We start from the raw sequence: 21,430 nt of genomic DNA on the forward strand, positions 1-21,430 counted from the left end.
GGTTCGTGACGCTGAAACAAAGTGCAACCCCCGCTCGGCGGACCTCCCCATAGCCGGCCGCCGAATGATGTTTTCGAGGGCTTGTCTGTAAAGAAAGACCGTTAAAGTCAATTTAATGGCGGATTTGCGCCGGTGCATTGCGGCGAGGCGTGGCGGGGCCGGGATATTTTGCGGGCGCTGCGGGAAAAATCGGCCGCCTCCCCGCTATTCGACGATCGGCTGTTGCGCGCGACCCGCGCCCATGCCAGCTTGGCTTCCAAGAAAATGACCTCTTCCTCTTCCCAGCCGGTCAAGGCTGTCCTTGGCCCCACCAACACCGGCAAAACCCATTTGGCGGTCGAGCGCCTGACCGCCCATTCGAGTGGCATGATCGGCTTTCCGCTGCGTCTGCTCGCGCGCGAGGTTTACGACCGCGTCGTGGCGATCAAGGGCGCGGCGCAGGTCGGCCTGATCACCGGCGAGGAGCGCATCCTGCCGCCCGACGCGCGCTATCTGCTCGGCACGATGGAAGCACTGCCGGTGACGCGCGACGTCGCCTTCGTCGGCATCGACGAGGCGCAGCTCGGCGCCGATCCCGAACGCGGCCATGTCTTCACCGACCGGATGCTGCGCGCGCGCGGGCGCGAGGAAACGATGATCCTCGGCTCGGCGAGCATCAAGGGGCTGGTCAAGGGACTGGTGCCCGAAGCCGAGATCATCACGCGTCCGCGTTTCTCGACGCTGAGCTATGCCGGATCGTCGAAGCTGTCGCGCCTGCCCAAACGCTCGGCGGTCGTCGCCTTCTCGGCCGAGGAGGTTTACGCGATCGCCGAAATGCTACGCCGTTTCTCCGGCGGCGCCGCGGTGGTGATGGGCGCACTCAGCCCCAAGACGCGCAACGCCCAGGTCGCGATGTTCGAGGCGGGCGAGGTCGATTATCTGGTCGCCACCGACGCGATCGGCATGGGGCTGAACCTCGACGTCCAGCATGTCGCCTTTGCGAGCCTGCAGAAATTTGACGGACGGCGCCTGCGCCGCCTGACGATTTCGGAGATGGCGCAGATCGCCGGGCGCGCCGGGCGCCACCAGCAGGACGGCAGCTTCGGCACCGTCGGCTTGCCGCAAGGCGGCTTCACGCCCGAGGAAATTCACGCGATCGAGGGCCATCATTTCCCGCCGCTCGCCAGCCTGTTCTGGCGCAATCCGACGCCGCGCTTCGGCTCGCTCGACCAGCTTCTGGCCGATCTGGCGCAGCCGCCCAGCCAGCCGATGCTGCGCGCCGCGCCCGAGGCGGTCGACATCGCGGTGCTGAGGCATCTGGCGGGCGACATGGAGGTGCGCGCGCGCGGTGGCGATTTCGATGCCGTCGAACGACTGTGGGACGTGTGCGGCCTGCCCGATTTCGAGCAATTGGGCGCCGAGCACCACAGCCGCACCGTGTTCAAGCTGTGGCAATGGCGCACGAGCGGCGACGGGATGATCGATCCCGACTGGTTCGCGCGGCGCCTCGCCCGGCTCAACGATGTCGAGGGCGACATCGACCAGCTCGCGAGCCGTATCGCTGCCGTCCGCACGCTCTGTTTCATCGCGCAGCGCGGCGACTGGATCGCCGGCGCCGCGGGCTGGACCGAGCAGGCGCAGGCGCTCGAATCGCGATTGTCCGACGCGCTCCACGACGCGCTCGCGCAGCGCTTCGTCGACCGGCGGCTCGCGCTGCTGCTGCGCGACGCGGGACAGCGCGGTACCGCGCTGCCGGTCGCGGTCGGCGCCGACGGGACCGTCGCGGTCGACGGCGAGGCGATCGGCACGCTCAAAGGGTTTCAGTTCAAGGTCGACCCGGTCGCCAAGGCGAGCGACCACCGGTTGCTGCTCGCGGCGGCCGAAAAGCATCTGCGCGCCGAGCTGGCGCGCCGCGCGACCGCGCTCGCCGAGGGCGACGACGCCGCGCTGTCGCTGGTCGCCGAGCCCGGCACCGCGCCGCGCCTCGCCTGGCACGGCCATGTCGTCGCGACATTGACGCGCGGCCCGACGCTCGTTCAGCCCGCGATCCAGATCGACCCCTCGCTCCGCCGCCTCGAGCCGAGCCAGGTGCAGGCGATCGCCGAGCGGCTCCAGCGCTTCGTCGCGGCGCAGCTCGCGCGCCACGCCGGCCCGCTCGCCGCGATGGGCGAGGCCGCGGGGGACCTGTTCACCCCGCCGCGCGTCCGCGCGCTGCTCGCCGCGCTCACCGACAACAGCGGCACAATCGGCCGGGCGGCGGTCGAAGAGCAGCTGAACGCGCTGACGGCGGACGAGCGCCCGCAGCTGCGCAAGCTCGGCTTCACCATCGGCTCGCTCGACATCTTCCATCCCTTGTTGCTCAAGCCCGAGGCGGTGCGCTGGCGCGCCGCGCTGACCGCCGCGCAGCAAGGGGCCCCCGTGCCCGCGCTGCCCCCGCACGGCGCGGTGCTGCAAAAGACGGGCAGCCAGGCGGGCCTCGCCATCGCGGGTTTCCGCCGCTGCGCATCTGGCTGGCTGCGCATCGACATGGCCGAAAAGCTGGCACGGCAGGCCCACGCCGCGCGCATGCAGGCGGCCGCCCCGCCGACTTCGCCGGTCGCGGGCGGCGCCGAGCATCATCACGACGATCATGGCGAAGAGGAAGTCCACAGCGCCGCGCCGCCGGGCTTCGTGATCGACCCCGCGCTCGCGACCTCGCTCGGGCTCGACGAGGAAACGCGCCGCGCGCTGCTCGGCAGCTTCGGCTTCCGCGGCGTCGGCGACCCGGCGCTGCAGCGCTGGCGCTGGTCGGGGCTGCGCAAGGCCGCCGACAAGCGCCCGCGCCGCAAGAAGGACCGCAAGGGAAGCGACAGCGCACCGCGCGCCGCCGCCAATGGCGCCGCGCGCCGCCCCCCCGCCGATCAGGCAAAGGGCAAGCGCGGCAAGCCGGGCAAGCCCCGCCCCGACACCGGCCGGCCGCCGCGCCCGGATCGCCCCGACCGATCGCCGCGCCGCGGTCCGTCGCCGAACAGCCCGTTCGCGGGCCTTGCCGCGCTGCTCGCCGACGCACGCAAGGACTGACGCGCGGATGGCGAGTCCCGGCGCGGCAGGAAGCATCCGGCTCGACAAGCTGCTGTGGTTCCTGCGTTTCGCGCGCTCGCGCAGCATCGCGCAGGCGATGGTCGAAACGGGGCATATCCGGCTCGACGGGCGGCGCGTCACGCGCTCGTCCTCTGCGGTCCACGCTGGGGCGACACTGGTGCTGCCGGTCGGCGAGCGCATCGAGGTGATCCGGCTTCTGACCCTGCCCTTGCGTCGCGGCCCGGCGCCCGAGGCGCAGTCCTGCTATGTCCGGCTCGACTCGCCGGACCCCGCCCCCTCCAGCTGAACTATCGGCGGGCAAGGAAAAGCTGTCGCCCGGAACCGCATGATTTTCCCTATCGAGTGAGAGTGATTCGCAACTGTCGCTTTGCGTTGACGCGTAACATTCGCGCGGCTTAGAGGCAGGGGCATTCATTGTCCGGACGGCAAGGGTGCCGCCGACCAAGGGAGCGAATACCCATGACCTATGTCGTCACCGATGCCTGCGTCCGGTGCAAATATATGGACTGCGTCGAGGTGTGCCCCGTCGACTGTTTCTATGAGGGCGAGAATATGCTCGTCATCAACCCGAACGAGTGCATCGACTGCGGCGTGTGCGAACCCGAATGCCCCGCCGAGGCGATCCTGCCCGACACCGAGAGCGGCCTCGAAAAATGGCTCGAGGTCAACAGCAAGTTCAGCGCCGAATGGCCGAACATCACGGTCAAGAAGGAAACCCCCGCCGACGCCGACGAGTATAAGGGCGTCGAGGACAAGTTCGACAAATTTTTCTCGCCCGAACCGGGCGAAGGCGACTGATCGCTTCGATACGAGACAATGGGGCGGGACTTTCCCGCCCCTTATTTTTTGGCGAGAGTGATCCTTAGGGTCAGGACCCTAATCCTCCCTGTGGCGAAGCCATGGGAGGGGGGCCGTTCGCGAAGCGAATGGTGGAGGGGCCAGCGACGTCGCGCCACAGCCCCTCCGTCAGCGGCCGCGCCGCTGCCACCTCCCCATGGCTTCGCCACAAGGAGGATCGGTCCACCGCCACCCACCCACGCGACCATCGCCAACCGTCCCCCATGATTTGCCCTCTTGAAACACTCCGCCTTGCCGCCGATGTAGGTCACCGAAGGGGGAGCCCGCCGGTCCTCGGCGCGGCAATCCGGAAAATATAAGGACTCTATTCCATGATCGACCCGCTCGCCGCCCTTGTTCCCGTCGTCGTCGAGCAGACGAGCCGCGGCGAACGCAGCTTCGACATTTTCTCGCGTCTGCTGCGCGAACGGATCGTCTTCGTCACCGGCGAGGTCGAGGATAATATGGCCTCGCTGATCGTAGCCCAGCTGCTCTTCCTCGAATCGGAAAATCCGAAGAAGGACATCTATATGTACATCAACTCGCCGGGCGGCGTCGTCACGGCGGGCATGGCGATCCACGACACGATGCAATATATCCGCCCGCGCGTCGGCACCGTCTGCATCGGCCAGGCCGCGTCGATGGGCAGCTTCCTGCTCGCGGCGGGCGAGCCCGGGATGCGCGTCGCGCTGACCAACGCGCGCGTGATGGTCCACCAGCCGTCGGGCGGCGCGCGCGGCATGGCGTCGGACATCGAGATTCAGGCCAAGGAAATCCTGCGCATCAAGAAGCGGATGAACGACCTGTACGTCAAATATACCGGCAAGCCGCTGAAAGAGATCGAAAAGGCGATGGACCGCGACACCTTCCTCGAGGCCGACGAAGCGAAGGAATTCGGCATCGTCGATCATGTCTACGACCGCCGCCCGGGCCTTCCCGGCGACGACGCGCCGAAGGATGTGAGCGAGGGGCCGACGCCCTGATTCGGTAGTGTTACGGCACCGGCCCGCTCCCCCTCCCAGCCTCCCGACATGGTATCCTATGGGAGGCTGGGAGGGGGAGCGGGCCGGTGCCGCCTGTGCCGACGAAAGGCCCTGGTAACCGCATTTGTTGACATCCGCTTGGCGCCTTGGCGCTAGGCGGAACATTGAACCCATGTCACCCAATTGCCATATTGTATTTGGGTGACCGGGGGCTAGGATAAGGACGGCCGCGCCCCTTTCGGGCCCGCCATAGGAAGATTTATGACGAAATTGAGTGGCTCGGACAGCAAGAGCACCCTCTATTGCTCCTTCTGCGGCAAGTCGCAGCACGAAGTCCGCAAGCTGATTGCCGGGCCGACCGTGTTCATCTGCGACGAATGCGTCGAGCTGTGCAACGACATCATCCGCGAAGAGATCAAGGGCGGCGTCGCCGCGCGCAAGGACGGCGCGGTGCCCACGCCGCTCGAAATCTGCCAGCATCTCGACGCCTATGTCATCGGCCAGAACACCGCCAAGCGCGTGCTGTCGGTCGCGGTGCACAATCACTACAAGCGCCTCGCGAACAGCGGCCGCGGCGACGATGTCGAACTGGCGAAGTCGAACATCCTGCTCGTCGGCCCGACCGGCAGCGGCAAAACCCTGCTCGCGCAGACGCTCGCGCGCTTCCTCGACGTGCCCTTCACCATGGCCGATGCGACGACGCTGACCGAGGCGGGCTATGTCGGTGAGGATGTCGAGAATATCATCCTCAAGCTGCTGCAGGCCAGCGACTATAATGTCGAAAAGGCGCAGCGCGGCATCGTCTATATCGACGAGATCGACAAGATCAGCCGCAAGGCCGAAAATCCGTCGATCACGCGCGACGTGTCGGGCGAGGGCGTGCAGCAGGCGCTCCTCAAGCTGATGGAAGGCACGACCGCGAGCGTTCCGCCGCAGGGCGGGCGCAAGCATCCGCAGCAGGAATTCCTGCAGGTCGACACGACGAACATATTGTTCATCGCGGGCGGCGCGTTCAGCGGGCTCGAAAAGATCATCGGCGACCGCCTCCAGGGCAAGTCGATCGGTTTCGGCGCGCATGTCGCCGGCCCCGACGAGCGCCGCAGCGGCGAAGTGCTGAAGCAGATCGAGCCCGAGGATCTGCTGAAGTTCGGCCTGATCCCCGAATTCGTCGGCCGCCTGCCCGTTATCGCGACGCTCGAAGATCTCGACGTCGACGCGCTGGTCAAGATTCTGGGCGAGCCCAAGAATGCGCTGGTCAAACAATATAAGAAGCTGTTCGATCTCGAGGAAGTCGCGCTGACTTTCACCGACGACGCGCTCGTCGCGGTCGCCAAAAAGGCGATCGAACGCAAGACCGGCGCGCGCGGGCTGCGCTCGATCGTCGAGGCGATCCTGCTCGACACCATGTTCGACCTGCCCGACCTCACCGATGTGGTCGAGATCGTCGTCGACAAGGATGTCGTCGAAGGCCGCAAGGATCCCGTGCGCGTCTATGCCGACAAAACGAAGGAAGCGGCCGGCGACGCCGCCTGATCCGAGTCGCGCGCCTTTCGGCGCGCGACTTTATGTTGCATTGCAGCAACAGTAGCCCGGAAAAACGCAGCCGCGCCTGTGGATAATTTCGCGCGCGCCACGGAAATTCGGGCTTTTTCGATCCCCCTTCGGGTAGCCCGCCGCACGCGGCTTGCACTGTCACAATTGCTGTCACAATCGTGCCACATGCGGGCTTCAGGGGCGCTCGCAGGTCTTGGCGCGCCCCGATTGCGTGCCTGCCGAACGCACCACCAAAGGGGAAATCCTGAAATGAAATTCCGTCAAACGCTCACCGCCAGCGTTGCGCTGCTTCCGGTCGCGCTGCTTTCCACGCCGGCCTTCGCCCAGTCGACCGGCTCGGTCGACTTCGAGGACGAAATCGTCGTCTCGGGTTCGCGCGTCACCGACGTCGCCGGCATCCAGTCGCCCGATACGTCGAAGGCAAAGTCGGTTCTGGGCCAGGAAGTCATCGCCCGCCAGAACCCCGGCCAGACGATCCTCGACACGATCAATCTCGTGCCGGGCGTCGTCTTCACCAACAATGACGCCTATGGTTCGTCGGGCGGTCAGCTGACCATCCGCGGCTTTTCGGCCGACCGCATCAGCCTGACCTTCGACGGCGTGCCGCTCAACGATTCGGGCAACTATGCTATTTACTCGAACCAGCAGCTCGACCCCGAGCTGATCGAACAGGTCAACGTCAACCTCGGCTCGACCGATGTCGACAGCCCGACCGCCGCCGCCACGGGTTCGACCGTCAATTACCGCACGATGGTTCCGACCGAAGAATTCGGCGTCAACCTGTCGGGCTCGGCGGGCGAGTTTAAATTCTTCCGCATCTTCGGCCTCGTGAACACCGGCACCTTCACGCCGTGGGGCACGCGCGCTTTCCTTTCGGCCTCGACCGCGTCGAACGACAATCCGTTCAACAATTATGGCCGCGTCCGCAAGAAGCAGTTCAACGGCCGCATCTATCAGCCGATCGGCGCCGATGGCGACTTCGTCTCGGTCGCGGGTCACTATAACGAAAACCGCAACAACTTCTTCGGTTCGGTGTCGCTGCGCAACGACCGTGACGTTCCTTCGGGTTTCCCGCAGTCGAGCGACGACCGCGAATATGACATCAACTATCCGTGCAACACGACCGCGACGGTCACGCCGGGTGAAGCCGATGCGGCTTCGTCGTGCGGCACCGAATTCGATCGCCGCTAAAACCCCTCGAACACGGGCAACATCCGCGGCGCGTCGAAGTTCACGCTGAGCGAAGGCATCACGCTGACCGTCGACCCCAGCTACCAATATGTGAAGGCTAACGGCGGCGGTACTGTCAACGCCCGCGAACGCTTCAACAATGGCCTGACCGGTTATATGGGCGGACGTCCCTATTTCGGCATGGACCTCAACGGCGACGGCGACCTGCTCGACGAAGTCGCGATGCTGGCACCGAGCCAGACGCAGACGCACCGCTATGGCGTGATCGCCAACCTGCGCTGGGACATCACCGAGGGCCACACCGTCCGCATCGGTTACACCTATGACCGCGCGCGTCACCGCCAGACCGGCCAGGTCGGGCTGCTCCAGTTCAACGGCGAACCTTTCGACGTCTTCCCGGTCAACGATCCGCAGACCGACGTCAGCGGCGCGGTGCTGCAGAAGCGCGATCGCCTGTCCTACGCGATGCTTAATCAGGTGTCGGGCGAATATCGCGGCGAATTCCTCGACGGGACCCTCGTCACGACGCTTGGTGTGCGCGCGCCCTTCTTCAAGCGCGACCTGAACAATTATTGCTTCACGACCAGCGATTCGGGCTTCGTCGACTGCTTCGGCAAGGACGACCCGCGCAACGCCGCCTATGCGGCTGCCAACCCGACCAACTCGGACGGATCGGTACGTCAGGGGCCGCAGCAGCGCGTCCTGAAATATGACGACATCCTCCCGAACGTCGGCCTGCTTTTCAAGCCGAGCAACCAGATGTCGGTCTTCGCCAACTATTCGAAGGGGCTGCAGGTTCCGGGCACCGACGCGCTGTATAATGCCTTCTATTTCGATGCCGACACGCCGTCGGCACGGCCGAAGGCGGAAACCTCGGACAACTTCGACCTCGGCGTCCGCTATCGCAGCGGCAAGATCCAGGCGCAGCTGTCGGGCTGGTTCACCAAGTATAACGACCGCCTCGCCTCGGCCTATGACCCGGTTACCGAGCGCAACGTCTATCGCAACCTCGGCCGCGTCGACAAATATGGCGTCGACGGCAGCATCGCCTTCCAGCCGGTTCCCGAACTCGCCCTCTACGCCTTCGGCTCGTGGATGAAGTCGGAAATCAAGGACGATGTCCAGTCGGGTACGTGCGACGCCGATGACATTGCCGACGACGTCCCGGGCTGCTCGGCGGTGGGCGATCCCATCTTCACGCCGACCAAGGGCAAGCGCGAAGCCGGTGCCCCCGAATATACCTTCGGCGCATCGGCGCGCGGGACGCTGGGTCCGGTCGAGCTGGGCGTCACCGCAAAGCGCACCGGTGGTCGCTTTATCTACGACACCAACGTTCCGGTGGTGGCCAGCGGCGTCGAAGTCTATCCGGCGAAGACCAATGCTTATTGGCTGGTCAACCTCGATGCTCGCCTGAGCCTCGAATTCCTCGGCCTGAACGACAAGACCTTCTTCCAGCTGAACGTCTACAACCTGTTCGACGAACTCTATGTCGGCAGCTACACGAGCTCGCTGGCTCAGGGCACCTCGTCGCCGCCGTTCGCCCAGATCGGCGCGCCGCGCACGGTCAGCGGCACGCTTTCGGTCGCTTTCTAAGCGATCCCAAAGAACGGGAAATCGGGCGCGGGAGGTAACTCCCGCGCCCCTTTCTTTTGGGCAGACGGCGGTCGTTGAGAGGCCGCTTTCGACCGGCTGCGACCCTTGATCCTCCCTGTGGCGAAGCCATGGGGAGGTGGCAGCGCGAAGCGCTGACGGACGGGCTAATGGCGCGACGTCGCGGCGCCTCCACCATCCGCTTCGCGGACGATCCCCCTCCCCATCGCTTCGCGACAGGGAGGATCGGTAATGGCAGCTCACCCACCCCAAAACTGCCTTCAAGTCGCAACCCCGCCGCGCGACGATGCGGCGCCTCAGTCCGCCACGATCCTCCGCGCGGTGTCCTGGACGAGCGCGATCATGTTTGGGACACCCTGCGTGCGGTTCGACGACAGCTGGCGCGTCAGGTCGAAGGGCGCGAGCGCGGCGGCGACGTCCATCGCCGCGACCTCGCTCGCCGCTTTGTCCTGTACCGCGGCGAGGACGAGCGCGACGATCCCCTTGGTGATCGCGGCATTGCTGTCCGCGAGGAAATGGAGCCGGCCGTCATCGCGCGGCACCGGATAGACCCACACGCTCGCGCTGCAGCCGCGCACCAGCGTCGCGTCGGTCTTGAGCGCGTCGGGCATCGGTTCCAGCTCGCGGCCGAGTTCGATCAGTAGGCGATAGCGATCGTCGCCGTCGAGAAAATCATATTCTTCGAAGATGTCGGAGAGGCTGCGCATGGCGGCGGCAGTGGCAGATTTGGGGAGGAGTTGGAAGGTCTGTTTCGTCTCTCCTATGGAGAGGCAACGAGACTGGCAGCTTGCTGCCTAGTCGCAGTGGTGAGGGGTCCGGAGCTTGCCGACAGGGCAGAGCCCCTCATCCAACTCCGCCTAACCGCTTCGCGGTAAGCCTCCATATCCTTCTCCCTCAGGGAGAAGGATTATAAGTCGACCCCCGCCGCGATCGCCTCCAGTTTGCGCAGCCGTTCCTTGAGGTCGGCGATCTCGATCCGCGACCCGGCGTTCGGGACGCTGTGGTCCTGCGGTGCCGCGACATGCCCCGCGGCGAGTTCCTCGCGCTTGAGCTGGATCCAGTCGCGCCAGCCGCGCAGCGCGACGAGGCTGACGATGCTCAGCGCGCTGAGCGCGACCGCTGCGGCGGTGAAGTCGGGCGTGATGAAAGCCATGAGCGTTGCTCCTTTGCCGGCATTCAGATTTTGCTGCTGTCGCGCAGCTTCTCGATTTCCTGATCGAGCGTGACCGCGCGGTTGTTGTCGGTGGCGATGCGTTCGAGCACCTGGATCCGGTCCTTGAGCGCGCGGATCTCGGCCTGCAGCGCCTTGGTCTCGGCGTCGTTTCCGACGACATAATCATGGCCGTGGCGGTCGCGGCGGATGCCGTGCTTGGCGCGGATGATGCTGCCGACCGTCACGATGAGGACGATGCCGATGACCATTTCAAACGGGCCCATGGGGAGGTTCCTTTCCTGTCTCTCTTTTTCTTGTCAGTTGAGCGGGGCGTCGCGCAGCTTTTCGATCTCGTCGGCGACATCAATTCCCTTGTCGGTAACGATGCGCTCGAGAACGCGGACGCGCGCCTCCAGCCGTTCGGTGTGCGCCGCATATTGGGCGGCCTTTTCGGCGGTTTCGTTGGTGATCGCCTTGAACTGCCGTTCCTTGAACTTCAGGTGGCGCTCATAGGCGGCGTAGCCGATGCCGAGGGTGACGGGCAGTCCGACGACGATCAGGAGGATGACGATGGCTTCCATGGTTACTCTCCTCAGTTCGCCGGGCGCCGCAGCGCCTCGATCTCGTGGCTCAGCCGGTGCCCCTCGTCGGTGACGATGCGTTCGATCACCGCGAGGCGATCCTTCACCGAACCGAGTTCGGCGCGCAGCTGGGCATTTTCCTGACTGATCAGCTTGACGCGCTCCATCGCCTCGTCGCTGGTCTTGGGATAGACCGCCTTGCCCCAGCTGTTCTCGAGCGGATAGCCGTTCTTGACGCGCAGCCAGGTGGTGAAGACCCATCCCGCGACCCCGGCCAGGCCAACGATCGCGGCAACAGGGGCAACGGCGTTCAGCACATCCAAATTCATTGTCTTATCCTCTCAGCGCAGACGGTCGATCTGGTCGGCGAGCTGCGCCGCCTTTCCGCCCTCTTCGGTCGCGATGCGTTCGAGCACCGAGATCCGCTCCTCCAGCCGGCTGACCTGCCCCGCCAGCTTGGCGTTGTCGTCGGTCAGCAGGGCGATTTTTCGATCAGCGTCGGGGTCGGTTCGATGAACCGTGCCGCCCCATTCATTCTCGACGGGATAGCCGTGCTTGGCGCGGATCCAGGTGGTGAACATCCAGCCGCCGATCGACAGAGCGATGATGGCGAGGACGAAAGCGGTACCACCGAAATTCATATGTCGTCTCCCTGTTGCTCCAGCCCGCTCAGCGCAGCGCGTCGATCTCGTCGGCGAGGCGGCGGTTATGGCTGGTGTAATATTGCTCGATGTCGGCAAGCCGGCGGTCGATGTCGCGGAAGCGCGACTTGATGTCGCGGGTCGACGCGGCCGGGTTGCTGCGCACGCCCTGCCAGAATTTCGCTTCCTCGCTCGATCCATAGAGCGCGAATGGCTTGGGCGTGCCCATCCAGGCGACCATCCAATATGCGATCAGCGTCCAGGGGAAGCCGCCCATCAGGGTGAGCAGCACCGCGCCGACGCGGACCCAGAGCACGTCGATCCCGCTATAGTCCGCGATCCCCGCGCACACGCCGCTCCATTTGGCGTTCTGCTTGTCGAGATAGAATTTGGTGCGGCTGGCAGACATCTCAGTTCCTCCGGTTCGTCATGTTTTCGAGCTGCGCCAGTTCTTCATCGCTGCGTACCGCGGGGCGGAAGTCGGGATGGTCGGCGCTGATGATACGTTCGACAGTATGTAGACGATTCTCGAGCCGCCGAGCCGTATCGTAAAGTTCGTCGAGCAGCTGTTCATCTTCTCCGGTCAGCGTCTTGGCCTGCTTCCACTTGGTGATGTAGTGGAGGATCAGCCAGGGCAGACCGAGGAAGAGCGTTCCGATGACGATCGGGACGATGATGACTTCTTCCATCGGTCCGGCTCCTTATTTCTTGCCCTGCGCGGCCTTCAGCTCGGCGAGTTCGTCGGCGACCTTGTCGGCGGCCTGCAGCTCGGCGATTTCCTCGTCGAGCGACTTCTTGTAGCCGAGGCCCAGCGCATCGGCACGGCCTTCGGCTTCGTCGACGCGGCGTTCGAGGATTTCGAAGCGCGAGAAGGCGTCTTCGACACGGTCGCCGTTGGTCATCTCGCGCAGCTTGTAGCGATTCTCGGCGCTTTCGAGGCGGTTGACCACGCTCGACTGGCGCGCGCGGGCTTCCGAAAGCTTCTTCTGCAGCTTGGCGATGTCGGCTTCATAGCCGGTCAGCGCGTCGTCGAGGACGGCGATCTCGGCCTTGAGACGCTCGGCCATGTCGCCCGCCTTCTGCTTTTCGACGAGCGCGGCGGTGGCGAGGTCCTCGCGGTCCTTCGACAGCGCGAGTTCGGCCTTTTCCTTCCAGCCGTCCTGCAGGCTTTCGAGCTTGGCGATATGGCGGCGCATCTCCTTCTGGTCCGCAATCGTGCGGGCGGCGGAGGCGCGGACTTCGACGAGCGTTTCGTTCATCTCGAAGATGATCTGGCGGATCATCTTTTCGGGGTCCTCGGCCCGGTCGAGCAGGTCGGTGACGTTGGCGGCGATGATGTCGCGGGTTCGTGAGAAAATACCCATTTGAAACTCCTGTCGAAAACTTGAGACCATTGTCTGTTCTTAAAAAAGGCTGGTGCCGGGGCGGGGCAAGGGGGGAGAGTGCTCCGGCACCAGTGCCGGTCAGGCCATCGGACTGACCGCCGGGGTCGAAGCAGCACCGACCAGACCGACGACCGGGAGGCCGGCGGCGTTGGCGGCTGTGGCAGGATAGTCGATCACGCCGACGAGGACGGCCAGCGCACCCACCGCGCTGAACGCGAAAGTAGCGGCCTGGGCAATCTTCGTTTTCATCGTTTCGACCTTCCTGTTTGCTGCACCGGCGCGCTGTGCGCCGGTTCGCTGAAATCTTTGCAGGAGGCGTGCCAATTATAGAAAACGGCAGGAAAGCCGGAAAATTCGCGTATAATTCTGCACCGCAACCGATTTGACTTGCCAATCTGCGGGAAAATTTGCCAATGATTGGGAATGGAGCGTGAAACGCAATTCATCGGCCAGTCGGCGGCGTTTCAGGACGCGGTCGAGCGCGCGAGCCTCGCGGCGTCGCTCGACCGCCCGGTGCTCGTGATAGGCGAGCGCGGCACGGGCAAGGAACTGATCGCCGAGCGCCTCCACCGCCTGTCGACGCGGTGGGATCGGCCCTATGTCATCATGAACTGCGCCGCGATGCCCGAAACGCTGATCGAAAGCGAACTGTTCGGGCACGAGGCGGGCGCCTTCACCGGCGCGACGCGCAGCCGCGCCGGCCGTTTCGAGGAGGCCGACGGCGGCACGCTCTTTCTCGACGAGCTTGCGACGATGTCGATGGGCGCACAGGAACGCCTGCTGCGCGCGGTCGAATATGGCGAGGTGACGCGCGTCGGCGCGTCGCGCCCGATCCGCGTCGATGTGCGCATCGTCGCCGCGACGAACGAGCATCTGCCCGCACTGGTCGACGACAATCGTTTCCGGGCCGACCTGCTCGACCGGCTGTCGTTCGAGGTCATCACCCTGCCCCCGCTGCGCGCGCGCGAAGGCGATATCGAGGTGCTCGCCACCTATTTCGGCCAGCGCATGGCGGCAGTGATCGGCTGGGACGAATGGCCGGGCTTCGGCCCGCGCGCGCTCGCGGCGATGGAGGGACACGACTGGCCGGGCAATGTCCGCGAGCTTCGCAACGTCATCGAGCGCGCCATATATCGTTGGGCCGACCCGACGAAACCGGTCGATGCGCTGAGCTTCGATCCGTTCGCGAGCCCGTGGCAGCCCGCGGTGCGCAAGGCGGCGGCGAAAGCCGAAGCGCCTGCCGCGACGACGGCCGATCCGGCGCCGGCGGCCACCGCGCCCGCAGGTCCGGTCAGCGACCTGCGCGCCGCGGTCGACGCCTACGAACGGACGATCCTCGCCGACACGATGGCGCGCTGCCGCTTCAACCAGAAGGTCGCGGCCGAGGCGCTGGGGCTGAGTTACGACCAGATCCGCCACGCGCTGAAGAAGCATGGGTTGAATCAGTAGCATCAAATTGATCCTCCCTGTGGCGAAGCCATGGGGAGGGGGACCGTTCGCGCAGCGAATGGTGGATGGGCTGCGACGGTGCGCAAAGGGCCCCTCCGTCAGTGCTTCGCCCTGCCACCTCCCCATGGCTTCGCCACGGGGAGGATTTGGAGCATTACCCCCTCGGCAAGCCTGCACTCAACGCCTCGATCACCGCATCCTGCGTCGAGACCAGATCGGCGAGCCGGTCGCGCAGCGCATAGATATCGGGCAGGCCGTCGACCTGCTCGTCGACGCTGCGATCGAGATACAGCCGGTCGATGTCGGCGAGCGCTGCGGTGAGCGGCGCGCGCGCGGCGATCAGGCGCGAGATCGCCTGCTGCGCGACGACCCAGCGTTCGCCGGCAACCGGCGCGCCCGCCGCGGCCGCCACGAGCGAGGCGGCGGCGGCGCGCTCGGCGGCGAACGCCTGCTGCCCGGCGGCGGCATCGGCCTCCCAGCGATCGAGCCGCCCGGCGAGGTCGGCGGGCAGCGGCCCGGGCGGTGCCACGACGACCGCGGGCGGCGCGACGTCGAATCGCCCCTCGACCGCGCGCTTCGCCAGCGAGGGGCCGTCACCGGACTGCGTCGCGGCGCAAGCGGGCAGCGACAGGAACAACGGGGTGAAAAGAAGGACGCGCTTCATCGCCGCCCCTGATATGGTCGCGCCGGTGGCGCAGCAAGTGCCGAATCGGGCGCGCGCGCAATAATCGGCACCATCGCCGCGCTTTCGGATAAAAAGCGCGGAAATATGCGGTTGACAGCACGGGCCTGGCTCGCTAGTGGCGCTGACTTTCCCGCATGCCGGAAAAATCGCCCGCTTCGGCGGGGGACTGGCAGCGCGGGTGTTCTAGTTTCTGATTGGATGGAAGACCATGTTCGCAATCGTGCGCACGGGCGGAAAGCAGTATCGCGTTGCCGCCGGAGACAAGATCGCCGTCGAGAAGATCGAGGGTGAAGCCGGTGACACCGTGTCGCTGGGCGACATCCTGCTGGCCGGCGACGGCGGCGAGGTGAAGGATGCGAAGGGTCTCGTCGTTTCGGCCGAGATCATCGCCCAGACGCGCGGCGAAAAGGTCATCGTCTTCAAGAAGCGCCGCCGGCACAATTATCGCCGCCGCAACGGTCACCGCCAGTCGCTGACGCTGCTGCGCATCCTCGCCGTCGGCGATGCCAAGAAGGCCGCGCCGAAGAAGGAAGCCGCTCCGAAGGCCGAAGCCGCTCCCGCCGCCGAAGCCAAGGCTGCTCCCGCGAAGGAAGCCGCGCCGAAGAAGGCCGCTGCTCCCAAGAAGGAAGCCGCACCCAAGGCCGAAGCTGAAAAGAAGCCCGCTGCCAAGAAGGCGGCCCCCAAGAAGGACGCCTGAGCGCGATTTCGCGGCTCGGCCTCCCCGAACGAATTAAGGAGCATCAGTCATGGCACATAAGAAAGCAGGCGGTTCTTCGCGCAACGGTCGCGACTCAGCCGGCCGCCGCCTTGGCGTGAAGAAGTTCGGCGGTCAGGAAGTGATCGGCGGCAACATTATCGTGCGCCAGCGCGGTACCAAGGTGTACCCGGGCGCCAATGTCGGCATGGGCAAGGACCACACGCTGTTCGCGACCGCGGACGGCCGCGTCCGATTCCACGACGGCAAGCTCGGCCGCAAATATGTATCGGTCGACATGATGGCCGAAGCCGCCGAATAAAGGACGTTTCCTGCGGGTCGTCCACCAAGGGATGACCCGGAGCTGTCCTTTCCGCCACCAGCGGGAACAAGGTTCGAAAAGAGGGAGACGGGTCACCCCGGACTCCCTTTTTTCTTGCCCGAAATCCGTCGCTTGAGACGAACGGGCGCGAAAACGGGGCCATCCATCTCCCTCCATATCGAATGTCGTCAAAGCGTCACCATCTGGCGCCAAGGCGACAGGCATTGGGAGTTTGAGAATATGTTCGCGCGTACCGAAAGACTGTTGCTGCGGCCCGGCTGGCAGGAAGATGCCCCCGCGCTCGCCCGTGCGATCGGCGAAGAAGCGGTGGTCCGCAATCTCGCGACCGCCCCCTGGCCCTATGGCGAGGCGCAGGCGCAGGAGTTTCTGGCGAAGCCGATCGACCCCGACCAGCCACGTTTCCTGATCTTCGCGCGCACCGGCGGCGCGCCGCGCCTCGTCGGCGGCTGCGGCATTTCGCCGAGCCCGGAAGGCGAACTCGAAATGGGTTACTGGATCGCGCGGCCCTATTGGGGTCTCGGTTTCGCGACCGAGGCGGGGCGCCAGCTGCTTCACATCGCGCGCGCGATGAACCTGCCCAGGCTGTCGGCGGGCCATTTCCTCGACAATCCGGCGTCGGGCGCGGTGCTGCGCAAGCTCGGCTTTCGTCCGACCGGCAAGGTCGCGCAGCGTTACAGCCTCGCGCGCGGCGGCGACGCGCCCTGCGCGCTGTTCGAGGAAGGCGATGCCGACGCCGATGGCACCGTCACCCCGATGCGAAGCCGCATCGGGGTGGACGAGGATTTCCGCGAGGATATCAGGCTGATGGCGGCGTGAACATACACGCCCTCCCCTTCAGGGGAGGGCAGCGAGACTTGCCAGCTTGCTGGCTTAGTCGCAGCGGGTGGGGTCCATCGGCCTTGCGCAAGGCCGATGGACCCCACCCCAACCCCTCCCCTGAAGGGGAGGGGCTTGATGATCACCCCCGCATCTTGTTCACCATGCCCATGATGTCGTCGAGCGGATTGCCGTTGCCGTCCATGTCGAGCATCTTGCCGATGCCGCCCAAACCGCCGGCGGAAGCCGCCGCGCCGCCGCCCATCGCGCCGCCGAGGACATTGCCGAGCATGCCGCCGAGGCCGCCGCTGGCCGCGCCCCCGCCGCTCGCGCCGCCCTGCTTCGCCATATAGCCCGCAACCATCATCGCGAGCATCGGCAGCATCTGCTTGAGCAGCCTCGAATCGATCCCGGTCTGTGCGGCCGCCTGCCCCGCTACCGTCCGGCTGACATCCTTCGACCCGAAAATCTGGCCGAGCACCTCATTCCCCTGGCTTACCGGGGTCGGCTGCGGCGCGAGCACCGAATCGAGCAGGCCGCCGCCGCCGAGCTGACCGAGCAGCCCGCCGAGTCCCTCGAGGCCCTGGGCTCCCCCGCCGCCCGATTGTGCCTGTTTCTTGAACCCGCCGAGGATCGCGGGGAGCAGGGCCTCGGCGCCCTGTTTCGCCATCGCGGGCGGAATTCCGAGTTCTTTCGCCATCGATTCGATGCCGCCGGCCTGAGCCAAAATATCGGTCAGATTCATGGATCATACTCCCGCTGCGGCACGGATCGGACCGCGCCGATACGTATCAGTATAGCAGCCGGGGGGATCGGGAGGAGTCGTCATTTGGCTGTCATTCTCAATTGCATAGTCCTAGCCTGCACCAGTGCGACTCGCCTTTCCGGGGAGCGCCGTGGTTTCTAGTGGGAGCTACACAATGAGCATTTTCGGCAAGATCAAGGACGCCATTTTCGGCAAGAAGGCCGTCGCCGCGGAACCTGCCGCCCCGGCTGCGCCCAGCCCCGTCGGCACCGCGCTCGACGCCGCGACGCAGGCAATGGCGTCGGCCGCCGCCGCGCCGGTCGACGTCGACGCGATCCTCACCGCCGAGGCGGCGAAGGCCGGGCAGGATCTCAACTGGCGCACGTCGATCGTCGACCTGATGAAGCTGCTCGGCATCGATTCGAGCCTCGCCAACCGCAAGGAACTGGCGCAGGAGCTCGGCTATACCGGCGCGCTCGACGGCAGCGCCGAAATGAACATCTGGCTGCACAAGGCGGTGATGCGCGAGCTCGCGGCGAACGGCGGCAAGGTGCCCGCCGATCTTACCGACTGACTTTTTTAATCCTCCCTGTGGCGAAGCCATGGGGAGGTGGCAGCGGCGCAGCCGCTGACGGAGGGGCCATAGCGCACCGTCGCCGCCCCTCCACCATCCTTAGGATGGTCCCCCTCCCCACCGCTTCGCGGCAGGGAGGATCGGCAATGTCATTGACCGCGCTGCGCCCCACTCCCTAGACAGGTTTCACAAGAAACAAAGTCGCAGGGAGCCCGTAGTGCAACATCCGCTTTCCATCCCCGTCAGCCGCCGACGCACGCTCGCCACGCTTGGCGCGGGCACCGCCGGCCTCGCGATCGCGGGCCCCGCCGCGGCGCTTCAGGACCCGCCCAAGAGCGGCGCGCAGCAATTGCTCGACTCGGTTGCCGACAATCTGCTCGCGCAGTCGCCCGAGGGTGCGACCTCGCTCGGCATCGACACCGGCGCGCGCGCGGCGATGCGCGGGCAGCTGAGCGATCGCTCGGCGGCGGGGGTGAAGGCGCTTGCCGACACGCTGAAAGCCGACGTCGCGCGCGTCCGCGCCTTCGACAAAGCGGGGCTCGACCATGCGACGCGCACCAGCCTCGCGGTCGTCGAAAGCGCCTATGACGTCGCGCTCGCGGGCTTCGCGCTGCCCTATGGCGATGTCGCGGTCGGCGGCTGGCGCAACACGCCTTACGTGGTGATCCAGAATGTCGGCGCCTATCTCGATGTGCCGAAATTCCTCGACAGCGACCATCCGGTGAAGAGCTCGGCCGACGCCGAGGCCTATCTCGCGCGCCTCAACGCCTTTTCCGGCGTGCTTGATGGTGAAACCGACCGGCTGAAGGCAGCGGGCGGCCAGGGACTGATCGCCCCCGCCTTCCTGATCGACAAGGCGGTCAAGCAGATGGAAGCGACGATCGCCGACGCGAAGGCGGGCGGGTTGATGGTCGAAAGCCTCGTCCGCCGCACCGGCGAAGCGAAGATCGCGGGCGACTGGTCGGCGCGTTCGGCGAAGATCGTGCAGGGCCCCGTCGCCGCGGCGCTCGAACGCCAGCTCGCCGAGCTGAAGGCGCAGCAGCCCAAGGCGACGATGGATGCGGGTATGTGGGCGCGCCCCGGCGGCGACGAATGGTATGCCTGGGGGCTCCGAGCCTCGACGACGACGCGCATGACCCCCGACGAGATTCACGCGATGGGCCGCGAGGAACTCGCCGAACTCCATGGCCGGATGGACCCGATCCTCAGGAAGCTTGGGCTTACGCAGGGCTCGGTCGGCGACCGGATGAACGCGCTCGCCAAGGATCCCAAATATAAATTCCCCGACAATGATCGGGGCCGCGCCGAGATCACTGCCTATATCCAGACCTGGCTCGGCAAGATCCGCGCCGAACTGCCGCGCGCCTTCCGCACTTTGGTGAAGGGCAATGTCGAGGTGAAGCGGCTGCCGCTCGCCGAGGAGCCCGGCGCGCCCGCGGCCTATGGCGGCGCGGGGTCGATCGACGGCAGCATTCCCGGACGCTTCTGGATCAACCTGCGCACGACCGAACTGCACAGCAAATATTCGCTCCCCGATTTGACGATGCACGAAGCGATCCCGGGCCATGCCTGGCAGGGCGAATATGCGCATGCGATGCCGCTGATCCGCACGATGCTGGCGTTCAACGCCTATTCGGAAGGCTGGGCGCTCTATGCCGAGCAGCTTGCCGACGAACTCGGCCTTTACGACGATTTCGAGGTCGGGCGCCTCGGCTATCTCCAGTCGCTCGCCTTCCGCGCCTGCCGCCTCGTCGTCGACACCGGCCTCCACGCCAAACGCTGGACGCGCGAGCAGGGGGTGGAGTTTTTCGTGCGTGAAAATGGCTCGAACCCGCTCGAGGTCGCGAGCGAGGTCGACCGCTATTGCAGCTGGGCCGGGCAGGCCTGCGGCTACAAGGTCGGGCACAGCGAAATCGTGCGCCAGCGCGGGCTGGCGCAAAAGGCGCTGGGCGCAAAATATGACCTGCGCGATTTCAACGATGTCGTGGTCAAGGGCGGCAACGTCCCGCTCGACGTGCTCGCGAAGAATGTCGAGGAATATGTGCGGGAGGCGAAGGCATGAGGCCGCACGTCATGATGAAGGGCCTGTTCGGCGCCGCATTGCTCGCCGCGATCCCCGCCCACGCGCATGAAACGGCGGAAGCGCCCGGCGGCGGGCGCGTCACCATCGCGACGAGCGACGTCGATCGCTTTTACGCGCTCTATGACGACCCCGCGCTCGCGGCGCAGCCCGAGGTGGTGGCGGCGCGCTATCTCGCCACCCCTTCGCCGGGTCTCGCCGAATTCATGGTGATGCGCCGGATCACGCCCGAAAAGCTCGCCGCCGCGCTGGGCAAGAAGCCGCAGGTCTTTGCCGACGCGCGCGGCTGCGCGGCAAATCTTCCCGCGGTGCGCACGCGCCTTGTCGCCGCGACCGATCGCCTCGCGCAAATCTATCCCGCCGCGAAATTTCCGCCGATCACCATCGCGATCGGCCGCGCGACGACCGCGGGGACCGCCAATGCGAAGGGGCTTTACATCGGCCTCGAAGCCCTGTGCGCCGCCAAATTCGTCGAAGCCGACGACGAGGACCGCTTCGTCCATGTCATCGCGCATGAATATGTCCATGTGCAGCAGCCGCTGGCGCAGGTCGAGGACCGCGAAGAATCGGTGCTGCGCGCGGCGCTCGTCGAGGGCGCGGCCGAATTCGTCGCCGAGCGGATGACCGGATCGGTCGCCTATCCGCTGCTGCACCAATGGGCGAAGGGGCGCGAGAAGGAGCTCGAGACGATCTTCCTCGCCGAAAAGGACCAGAAGGCGATCGGTTCGCGCTGGCTCTACAATCAGAAGGGCGCCGATGGCTGGCCGGGCGACCTTGGCTATTGGGTCGGTTATCGCGTCGCCAAAGCCTATTACGACCGCACGCCCGACAAGGCGGCGGCGATCAAGGCGATCGTCGAAATGAAGGATCCGGCCGCCTTTCTTGCGGAAAGCGGCTGGTCGCCGGGCATCGGGCTTTAGGGCTTCCTCGACCGAATAAACTGTGCTCCCGCGAAGGCGGGAGCCTATCTCCGGCCGGCGCTATTTTGAACCGGCGGGAGATGGGTCCCCGCCTTCGCGGGGACACGGGAATTTCTCAAATGCGCTTC

25 protein-coding genes and 1 pseudogene are annotated in these 21,430 nt (G+C 65.8%); 13 read left to right on the forward strand and 13 right to left on the reverse strand.

What is annotated here, in order from left to right:
- Positions 1–107: 107 nt before the first annotated feature.
- On the reverse strand, positions 108–293 hold the full coding sequence (locus OVY29_RS13335; protein ID WP_313912087.1) for a hypothetical protein: 186 nt from the start codon (positions 291–293) through the stop codon (positions 108–110).
- Here OVY29_RS13335 and OVY29_RS13340 point away from each other — a divergent pair.
- The 6 genes and pseudogenes from OVY29_RS13340 to OVY29_RS13365 all read left to right on the forward strand — a co-directional run bounded on the left by OVY29_RS13340 (position 265) and on the right by OVY29_RS13365 (position 9,218).
- Positions 265–3,039: a helicase-related protein gene (locus OVY29_RS13340; RefSeq protein WP_313911569.1), complete on the forward strand. Its 2,775-nt coding sequence runs from the start codon at positions 265–267 to the stop codon at positions 3,037–3,039. The two genes, OVY29_RS13335 and OVY29_RS13340, sit on opposite strands and share 29 nt — an antisense overlap.
- A gap of 7 nt (positions 3,040–3,046) precedes the next feature.
- Complete coding sequence (locus OVY29_RS13345; RefSeq protein WP_037554925.1) at positions 3,047–3,346, forward strand: RNA-binding S4 domain-containing protein; 300 nt, start codon at positions 3,047–3,049, stop codon at positions 3,344–3,346.
- Positions 3,347–3,519: 173 nt separating this feature from the next.
- Entirely contained in the window at positions 3,520–3,858 is a 339-nt protein-coding gene (gene fdxA / locus OVY29_RS13350) for a ferredoxin FdxA (protein WP_037554924.1), read from the forward strand.
- A gap of 371 nt (positions 3,859–4,229) precedes the next feature.
- A complete protein-coding gene (clpP, locus tag OVY29_RS13355) occupies positions 4,230–4,880 on the forward strand; it encodes an ATP-dependent Clp endopeptidase proteolytic subunit ClpP (RefSeq protein WP_313911570.1) in 651 nt (216 codons plus the stop codon).
- A gap of 261 nt (positions 4,881–5,141) precedes the next feature.
- The gene (gene clpX / locus OVY29_RS13360) at positions 5,142–6,413 is read left to right on the forward strand and encodes an ATP-dependent Clp protease ATP-binding subunit ClpX (protein WP_037554922.1); all 1,272 of its coding nucleotides are present in this window, start codon (positions 5,142–5,144) and stop codon (positions 6,411–6,413) included.
- Positions 6,414–6,683: 270 nt separating this feature from the next.
- A pseudogene (locus tag OVY29_RS13365) lies at positions 6,684–9,218 on the forward strand (TonB-dependent receptor).
- Positions 9,219–9,532: 314 nt separating this feature from the next.
- Here OVY29_RS13365 and OVY29_RS13370 read toward each other — a convergent pair.
- The 10 genes from OVY29_RS13370 to OVY29_RS13415 form a co-directional block, all read right to left on the reverse strand.
- Complete coding sequence (locus OVY29_RS13370; protein ID WP_313911571.1) at positions 9,533–9,943, reverse strand: SufE family protein; 411 nt, start codon at positions 9,941–9,943, stop codon at positions 9,533–9,535.
- A 200-nt stretch (positions 9,944–10,143) separates the two neighbouring features.
- The gene (locus OVY29_RS13375) at positions 10,144–10,389 is read right to left on the reverse strand and encodes a hypothetical protein (protein ID WP_037554919.1); all 246 of its coding nucleotides are present in this window, start codon (positions 10,387–10,389) and stop codon (positions 10,144–10,146) included.
- A gap of 23 nt (positions 10,390–10,412) precedes the next feature.
- Positions 10,413–10,673 (reverse strand): hypothetical protein, encoded by a 261-nt coding sequence (locus tag OVY29_RS13380; protein WP_037554918.1) that lies wholly within the window; start codon positions 10,671–10,673, stop codon positions 10,413–10,415.
- A gap of 33 nt (positions 10,674–10,706) precedes the next feature.
- Complete coding sequence (locus tag OVY29_RS13385; protein ID WP_037554916.1) at positions 10,707–10,970, reverse strand: hypothetical protein; 264 nt, start codon at positions 10,968–10,970, stop codon at positions 10,707–10,709.
- 11 nt (positions 10,971–10,981) lie between these two features.
- Entirely contained in the window at positions 10,982–11,299 is a 318-nt protein-coding gene (locus OVY29_RS13390) for a hypothetical protein (RefSeq protein ID WP_037554914.1), read from the reverse strand.
- Between the two features lie 12 nt (positions 11,300–11,311).
- A complete protein-coding gene (locus OVY29_RS13395) occupies positions 11,312–11,611 on the reverse strand; it encodes a hypothetical protein (RefSeq protein ID WP_037554913.1) in 300 nt (99 codons plus the stop codon).
- Positions 11,612–11,639: 28 nt separating this feature from the next.
- Positions 11,640–12,020 (reverse strand): envelope stress response membrane protein PspC, encoded by a 381-nt coding sequence (pspC, locus tag OVY29_RS13400; RefSeq protein ID WP_037554912.1) that lies wholly within the window; start codon positions 12,018–12,020, stop codon positions 11,640–11,642.
- A 1-nt stretch (position 12,021) separates the two neighbouring features.
- Positions 12,022–12,300, reverse strand: coding sequence for an envelope stress response membrane protein PspB (gene pspB, locus OVY29_RS13405; RefSeq protein ID WP_037554911.1), 279 nt, complete (start codon positions 12,298–12,300; stop codon positions 12,022–12,024).
- A gap of 12 nt (positions 12,301–12,312) precedes the next feature.
- The gene (gene pspA, locus OVY29_RS13410; protein ID WP_037554910.1) at positions 12,313–12,975 is read right to left on the reverse strand and encodes a phage shock protein PspA; all 663 of its coding nucleotides are present in this window, start codon (positions 12,973–12,975) and stop codon (positions 12,313–12,315) included.
- A gap of 99 nt (positions 12,976–13,074) precedes the next feature.
- Entirely contained in the window at positions 13,075–13,245 is a 171-nt protein-coding gene (locus OVY29_RS13415) for a hypothetical protein (protein WP_161786539.1), read from the reverse strand.
- A gap of 174 nt (positions 13,246–13,419) precedes the next feature.
- Between OVY29_RS13415 and pspF the strand changes: the two genes are divergently transcribed.
- Positions 13,420–14,445, forward strand: a complete 1,026-nt coding sequence (gene pspF, locus OVY29_RS13420; RefSeq protein WP_313911572.1) for a phage shock protein operon transcriptional activator — start codon at positions 13,420–13,422, stop codon at positions 14,443–14,445.
- Between the two features lie 154 nt (positions 14,446–14,599).
- On the opposite strand, the gene OVY29_RS13425 is transcribed toward pspF, so the two are convergent.
- The gene (locus OVY29_RS13425; protein WP_037554907.1) at positions 14,600–15,109 is read right to left on the reverse strand and encodes a hypothetical protein; all 510 of its coding nucleotides are present in this window, start codon (positions 15,107–15,109) and stop codon (positions 14,600–14,602) included.
- A 229-nt stretch (positions 15,110–15,338) separates the two neighbouring features.
- Here OVY29_RS13425 and rplU point away from each other — a divergent pair, with 229 nt between their 5' ends.
- The 3 genes from rplU to OVY29_RS13440 all read left to right on the forward strand — a co-directional run bounded on the left by rplU (position 15,339) and on the right by OVY29_RS13440 (position 16,983).
- Positions 15,339–15,827: a 50S ribosomal protein L21 gene (rplU, locus tag OVY29_RS13430; RefSeq protein ID WP_037554905.1), complete on the forward strand. Its 489-nt coding sequence runs from the start codon at positions 15,339–15,341 to the stop codon at positions 15,825–15,827.
- A 49-nt stretch (positions 15,828–15,876) separates the two neighbouring features.
- Entirely contained in the window at positions 15,877–16,146 is a 270-nt protein-coding gene (gene rpmA, locus OVY29_RS13435; protein ID WP_037554904.1) for a 50S ribosomal protein L27, read from the forward strand.
- Positions 16,147–16,386: 240 nt separating this feature from the next.
- A complete protein-coding gene (locus OVY29_RS13440) occupies positions 16,387–16,983 on the forward strand; it encodes a GNAT family N-acetyltransferase (protein WP_037554903.1) in 597 nt (198 codons plus the stop codon).
- A 142-nt stretch (positions 16,984–17,125) separates the two neighbouring features.
- Here the strand turns inward: OVY29_RS13440 and OVY29_RS13445 are convergent, their stop codons facing one another.
- Positions 17,126–17,728: a DUF937 domain-containing protein gene (locus OVY29_RS13445; protein ID WP_037554902.1), complete on the reverse strand. Its 603-nt coding sequence runs from the start codon at positions 17,726–17,728 to the stop codon at positions 17,126–17,128.
- A gap of 175 nt (positions 17,729–17,903) precedes the next feature.
- Here OVY29_RS13445 and OVY29_RS13450 point away from each other — a divergent pair, with 175 nt between their 5' ends.
- The 3 genes from OVY29_RS13450 (at position 17,904) to OVY29_RS13460 (ending at position 21,302) form a co-directional block, all read left to right on the forward strand.
- Positions 17,904–18,302 carry a DUF3597 domain-containing protein gene (locus OVY29_RS13450; protein ID WP_037554901.1) on the forward strand — a complete coding sequence of 133 codons (399 nt, stop codon included), beginning with the start codon at positions 17,904–17,906 and terminating at the stop codon, positions 18,300–18,302.
- Positions 18,303–18,519: 217 nt separating this feature from the next.
- A complete protein-coding gene (locus OVY29_RS13455) occupies positions 18,520–20,364 on the forward strand; it encodes a DUF885 domain-containing protein (protein ID WP_037554900.1) in 1,845 nt (614 codons plus the stop codon).
- A complete protein-coding gene (locus OVY29_RS13460; protein ID WP_081933055.1) occupies positions 20,361–21,302 on the forward strand; it encodes a DUF2268 domain-containing putative Zn-dependent protease in 942 nt (313 codons plus the stop codon). The genes OVY29_RS13455 and OVY29_RS13460 overlap by 4 nt, the downstream gene beginning before the upstream one ends.
- Positions 21,303–21,430 lie beyond the last annotated feature (128 nt).

This window comes from Sphingopyxis sp. SE2 (assembly GCF_032227185.1).
Lineage (GTDB): Bacteria > Pseudomonadota > Alphaproteobacteria > Sphingomonadales > Sphingomonadaceae > Sphingopyxis.

Coding starts and splice junctions, on each gene's coding strand:
- OVY29_RS13380 (WP_037554918.1), bottom strand. CDS start 10,673: ATGGGCCCGTTTGAAATGGTCATCGGCATCGTCCTCATCGTGACGGTC.
- OVY29_RS13345 (WP_037554925.1), top strand. CDS start 3,047: ATGGCGAGTCCCGGCGCGGCAGGAAGCATCCGGCTCGACAAGCTGCTG.
- OVY29_RS13425 (WP_037554907.1), bottom strand. CDS start 15,109: ATGAAGCGCGTCCTTCTTTTCACCCCGTTGTTCCTGTCGCTGCCCGCT.
- OVY29_RS13390 (WP_037554914.1), bottom strand. CDS start 11,299: ATGAATTTGGATGTGCTGAACGCCGTTGCCCCTGTTGCCGCGATCGTT.
- OVY29_RS13385 (WP_037554916.1), bottom strand. CDS start 10,970: ATGGAAGCCATCGTCATCCTCCTGATCGTCGTCGGACTGCCCGTCACC.
- OVY29_RS13375 (WP_037554919.1), bottom strand. CDS start 10,389: ATGGCTTTCATCACGCCCGACTTCACCGCCGCAGCGGTCGCGCTCAGC.
- OVY29_RS13395 (WP_037554913.1), bottom strand. CDS start 11,611: ATGAATTTCGGTGGTACCGCTTTCGTCCTCGCCATCATCGCTCTGTCG.
- OVY29_RS13460 (WP_081933055.1), top strand. CDS start 20,361: ATGAGGCCGCACGTCATGATGAAGGGCCTGTTCGGCGCCGCATTGCTC.
- rplU (WP_037554905.1), top strand. CDS start 15,339: ATGTTCGCAATCGTGCGCACGGGCGGAAAGCAGTATCGCGTTGCCGCC.
- OVY29_RS13415 (WP_161786539.1), bottom strand. CDS start 13,245: ATGAAAACGAAGATTGCCCAGGCCGCTACTTTCGCGTTCAGCGCGGTG.
- pspF (WP_313911572.1), top strand. CDS start 13,420: ATGGAGCGTGAAACGCAATTCATCGGCCAGTCGGCGGCGTTTCAGGAC.
- clpP (WP_313911570.1), top strand. CDS start 4,230: ATGATCGACCCGCTCGCCGCCCTTGTTCCCGTCGTCGTCGAGCAGACG.
- rpmA (WP_037554904.1), top strand. CDS start 15,877: ATGGCACATAAGAAAGCAGGCGGTTCTTCGCGCAACGGTCGCGACTCA.
- OVY29_RS13340 (WP_313911569.1), top strand. CDS start 265: ATGACCTCTTCCTCTTCCCAGCCGGTCAAGGCTGTCCTTGGCCCCACC.
- OVY29_RS13370 (WP_313911571.1), bottom strand. CDS start 9,943: ATGCGCAGCCTCTCCGACATCTTCGAAGAATATGATTTTCTCGACGGC.
- OVY29_RS13445 (WP_037554902.1), bottom strand. CDS start 17,728: ATGAATCTGACCGATATTTTGGCTCAGGCCGGCGGCATCGAATCGATG.
- clpX (WP_037554922.1), top strand. CDS start 5,142: ATGACGAAATTGAGTGGCTCGGACAGCAAGAGCACCCTCTATTGCTCC.
- fdxA (WP_037554924.1), top strand. CDS start 3,520: ATGACCTATGTCGTCACCGATGCCTGCGTCCGGTGCAAATATATGGAC.
- pspC (WP_037554912.1), bottom strand. CDS start 12,020: ATGTCTGCCAGCCGCACCAAATTCTATCTCGACAAGCAGAACGCCAAA.
- OVY29_RS13450 (WP_037554901.1), top strand. CDS start 17,904: ATGAGCATTTTCGGCAAGATCAAGGACGCCATTTTCGGCAAGAAGGCC.
- pspB (WP_037554911.1), bottom strand. CDS start 12,300: ATGGAAGAAGTCATCATCGTCCCGATCGTCATCGGAACGCTCTTCCTC.
- OVY29_RS13440 (WP_037554903.1), top strand. CDS start 16,387: ATGTTCGCGCGTACCGAAAGACTGTTGCTGCGGCCCGGCTGGCAGGAA.
- pspA (WP_037554910.1), bottom strand. CDS start 12,975: ATGGGTATTTTCTCACGAACCCGCGACATCATCGCCGCCAACGTCACC.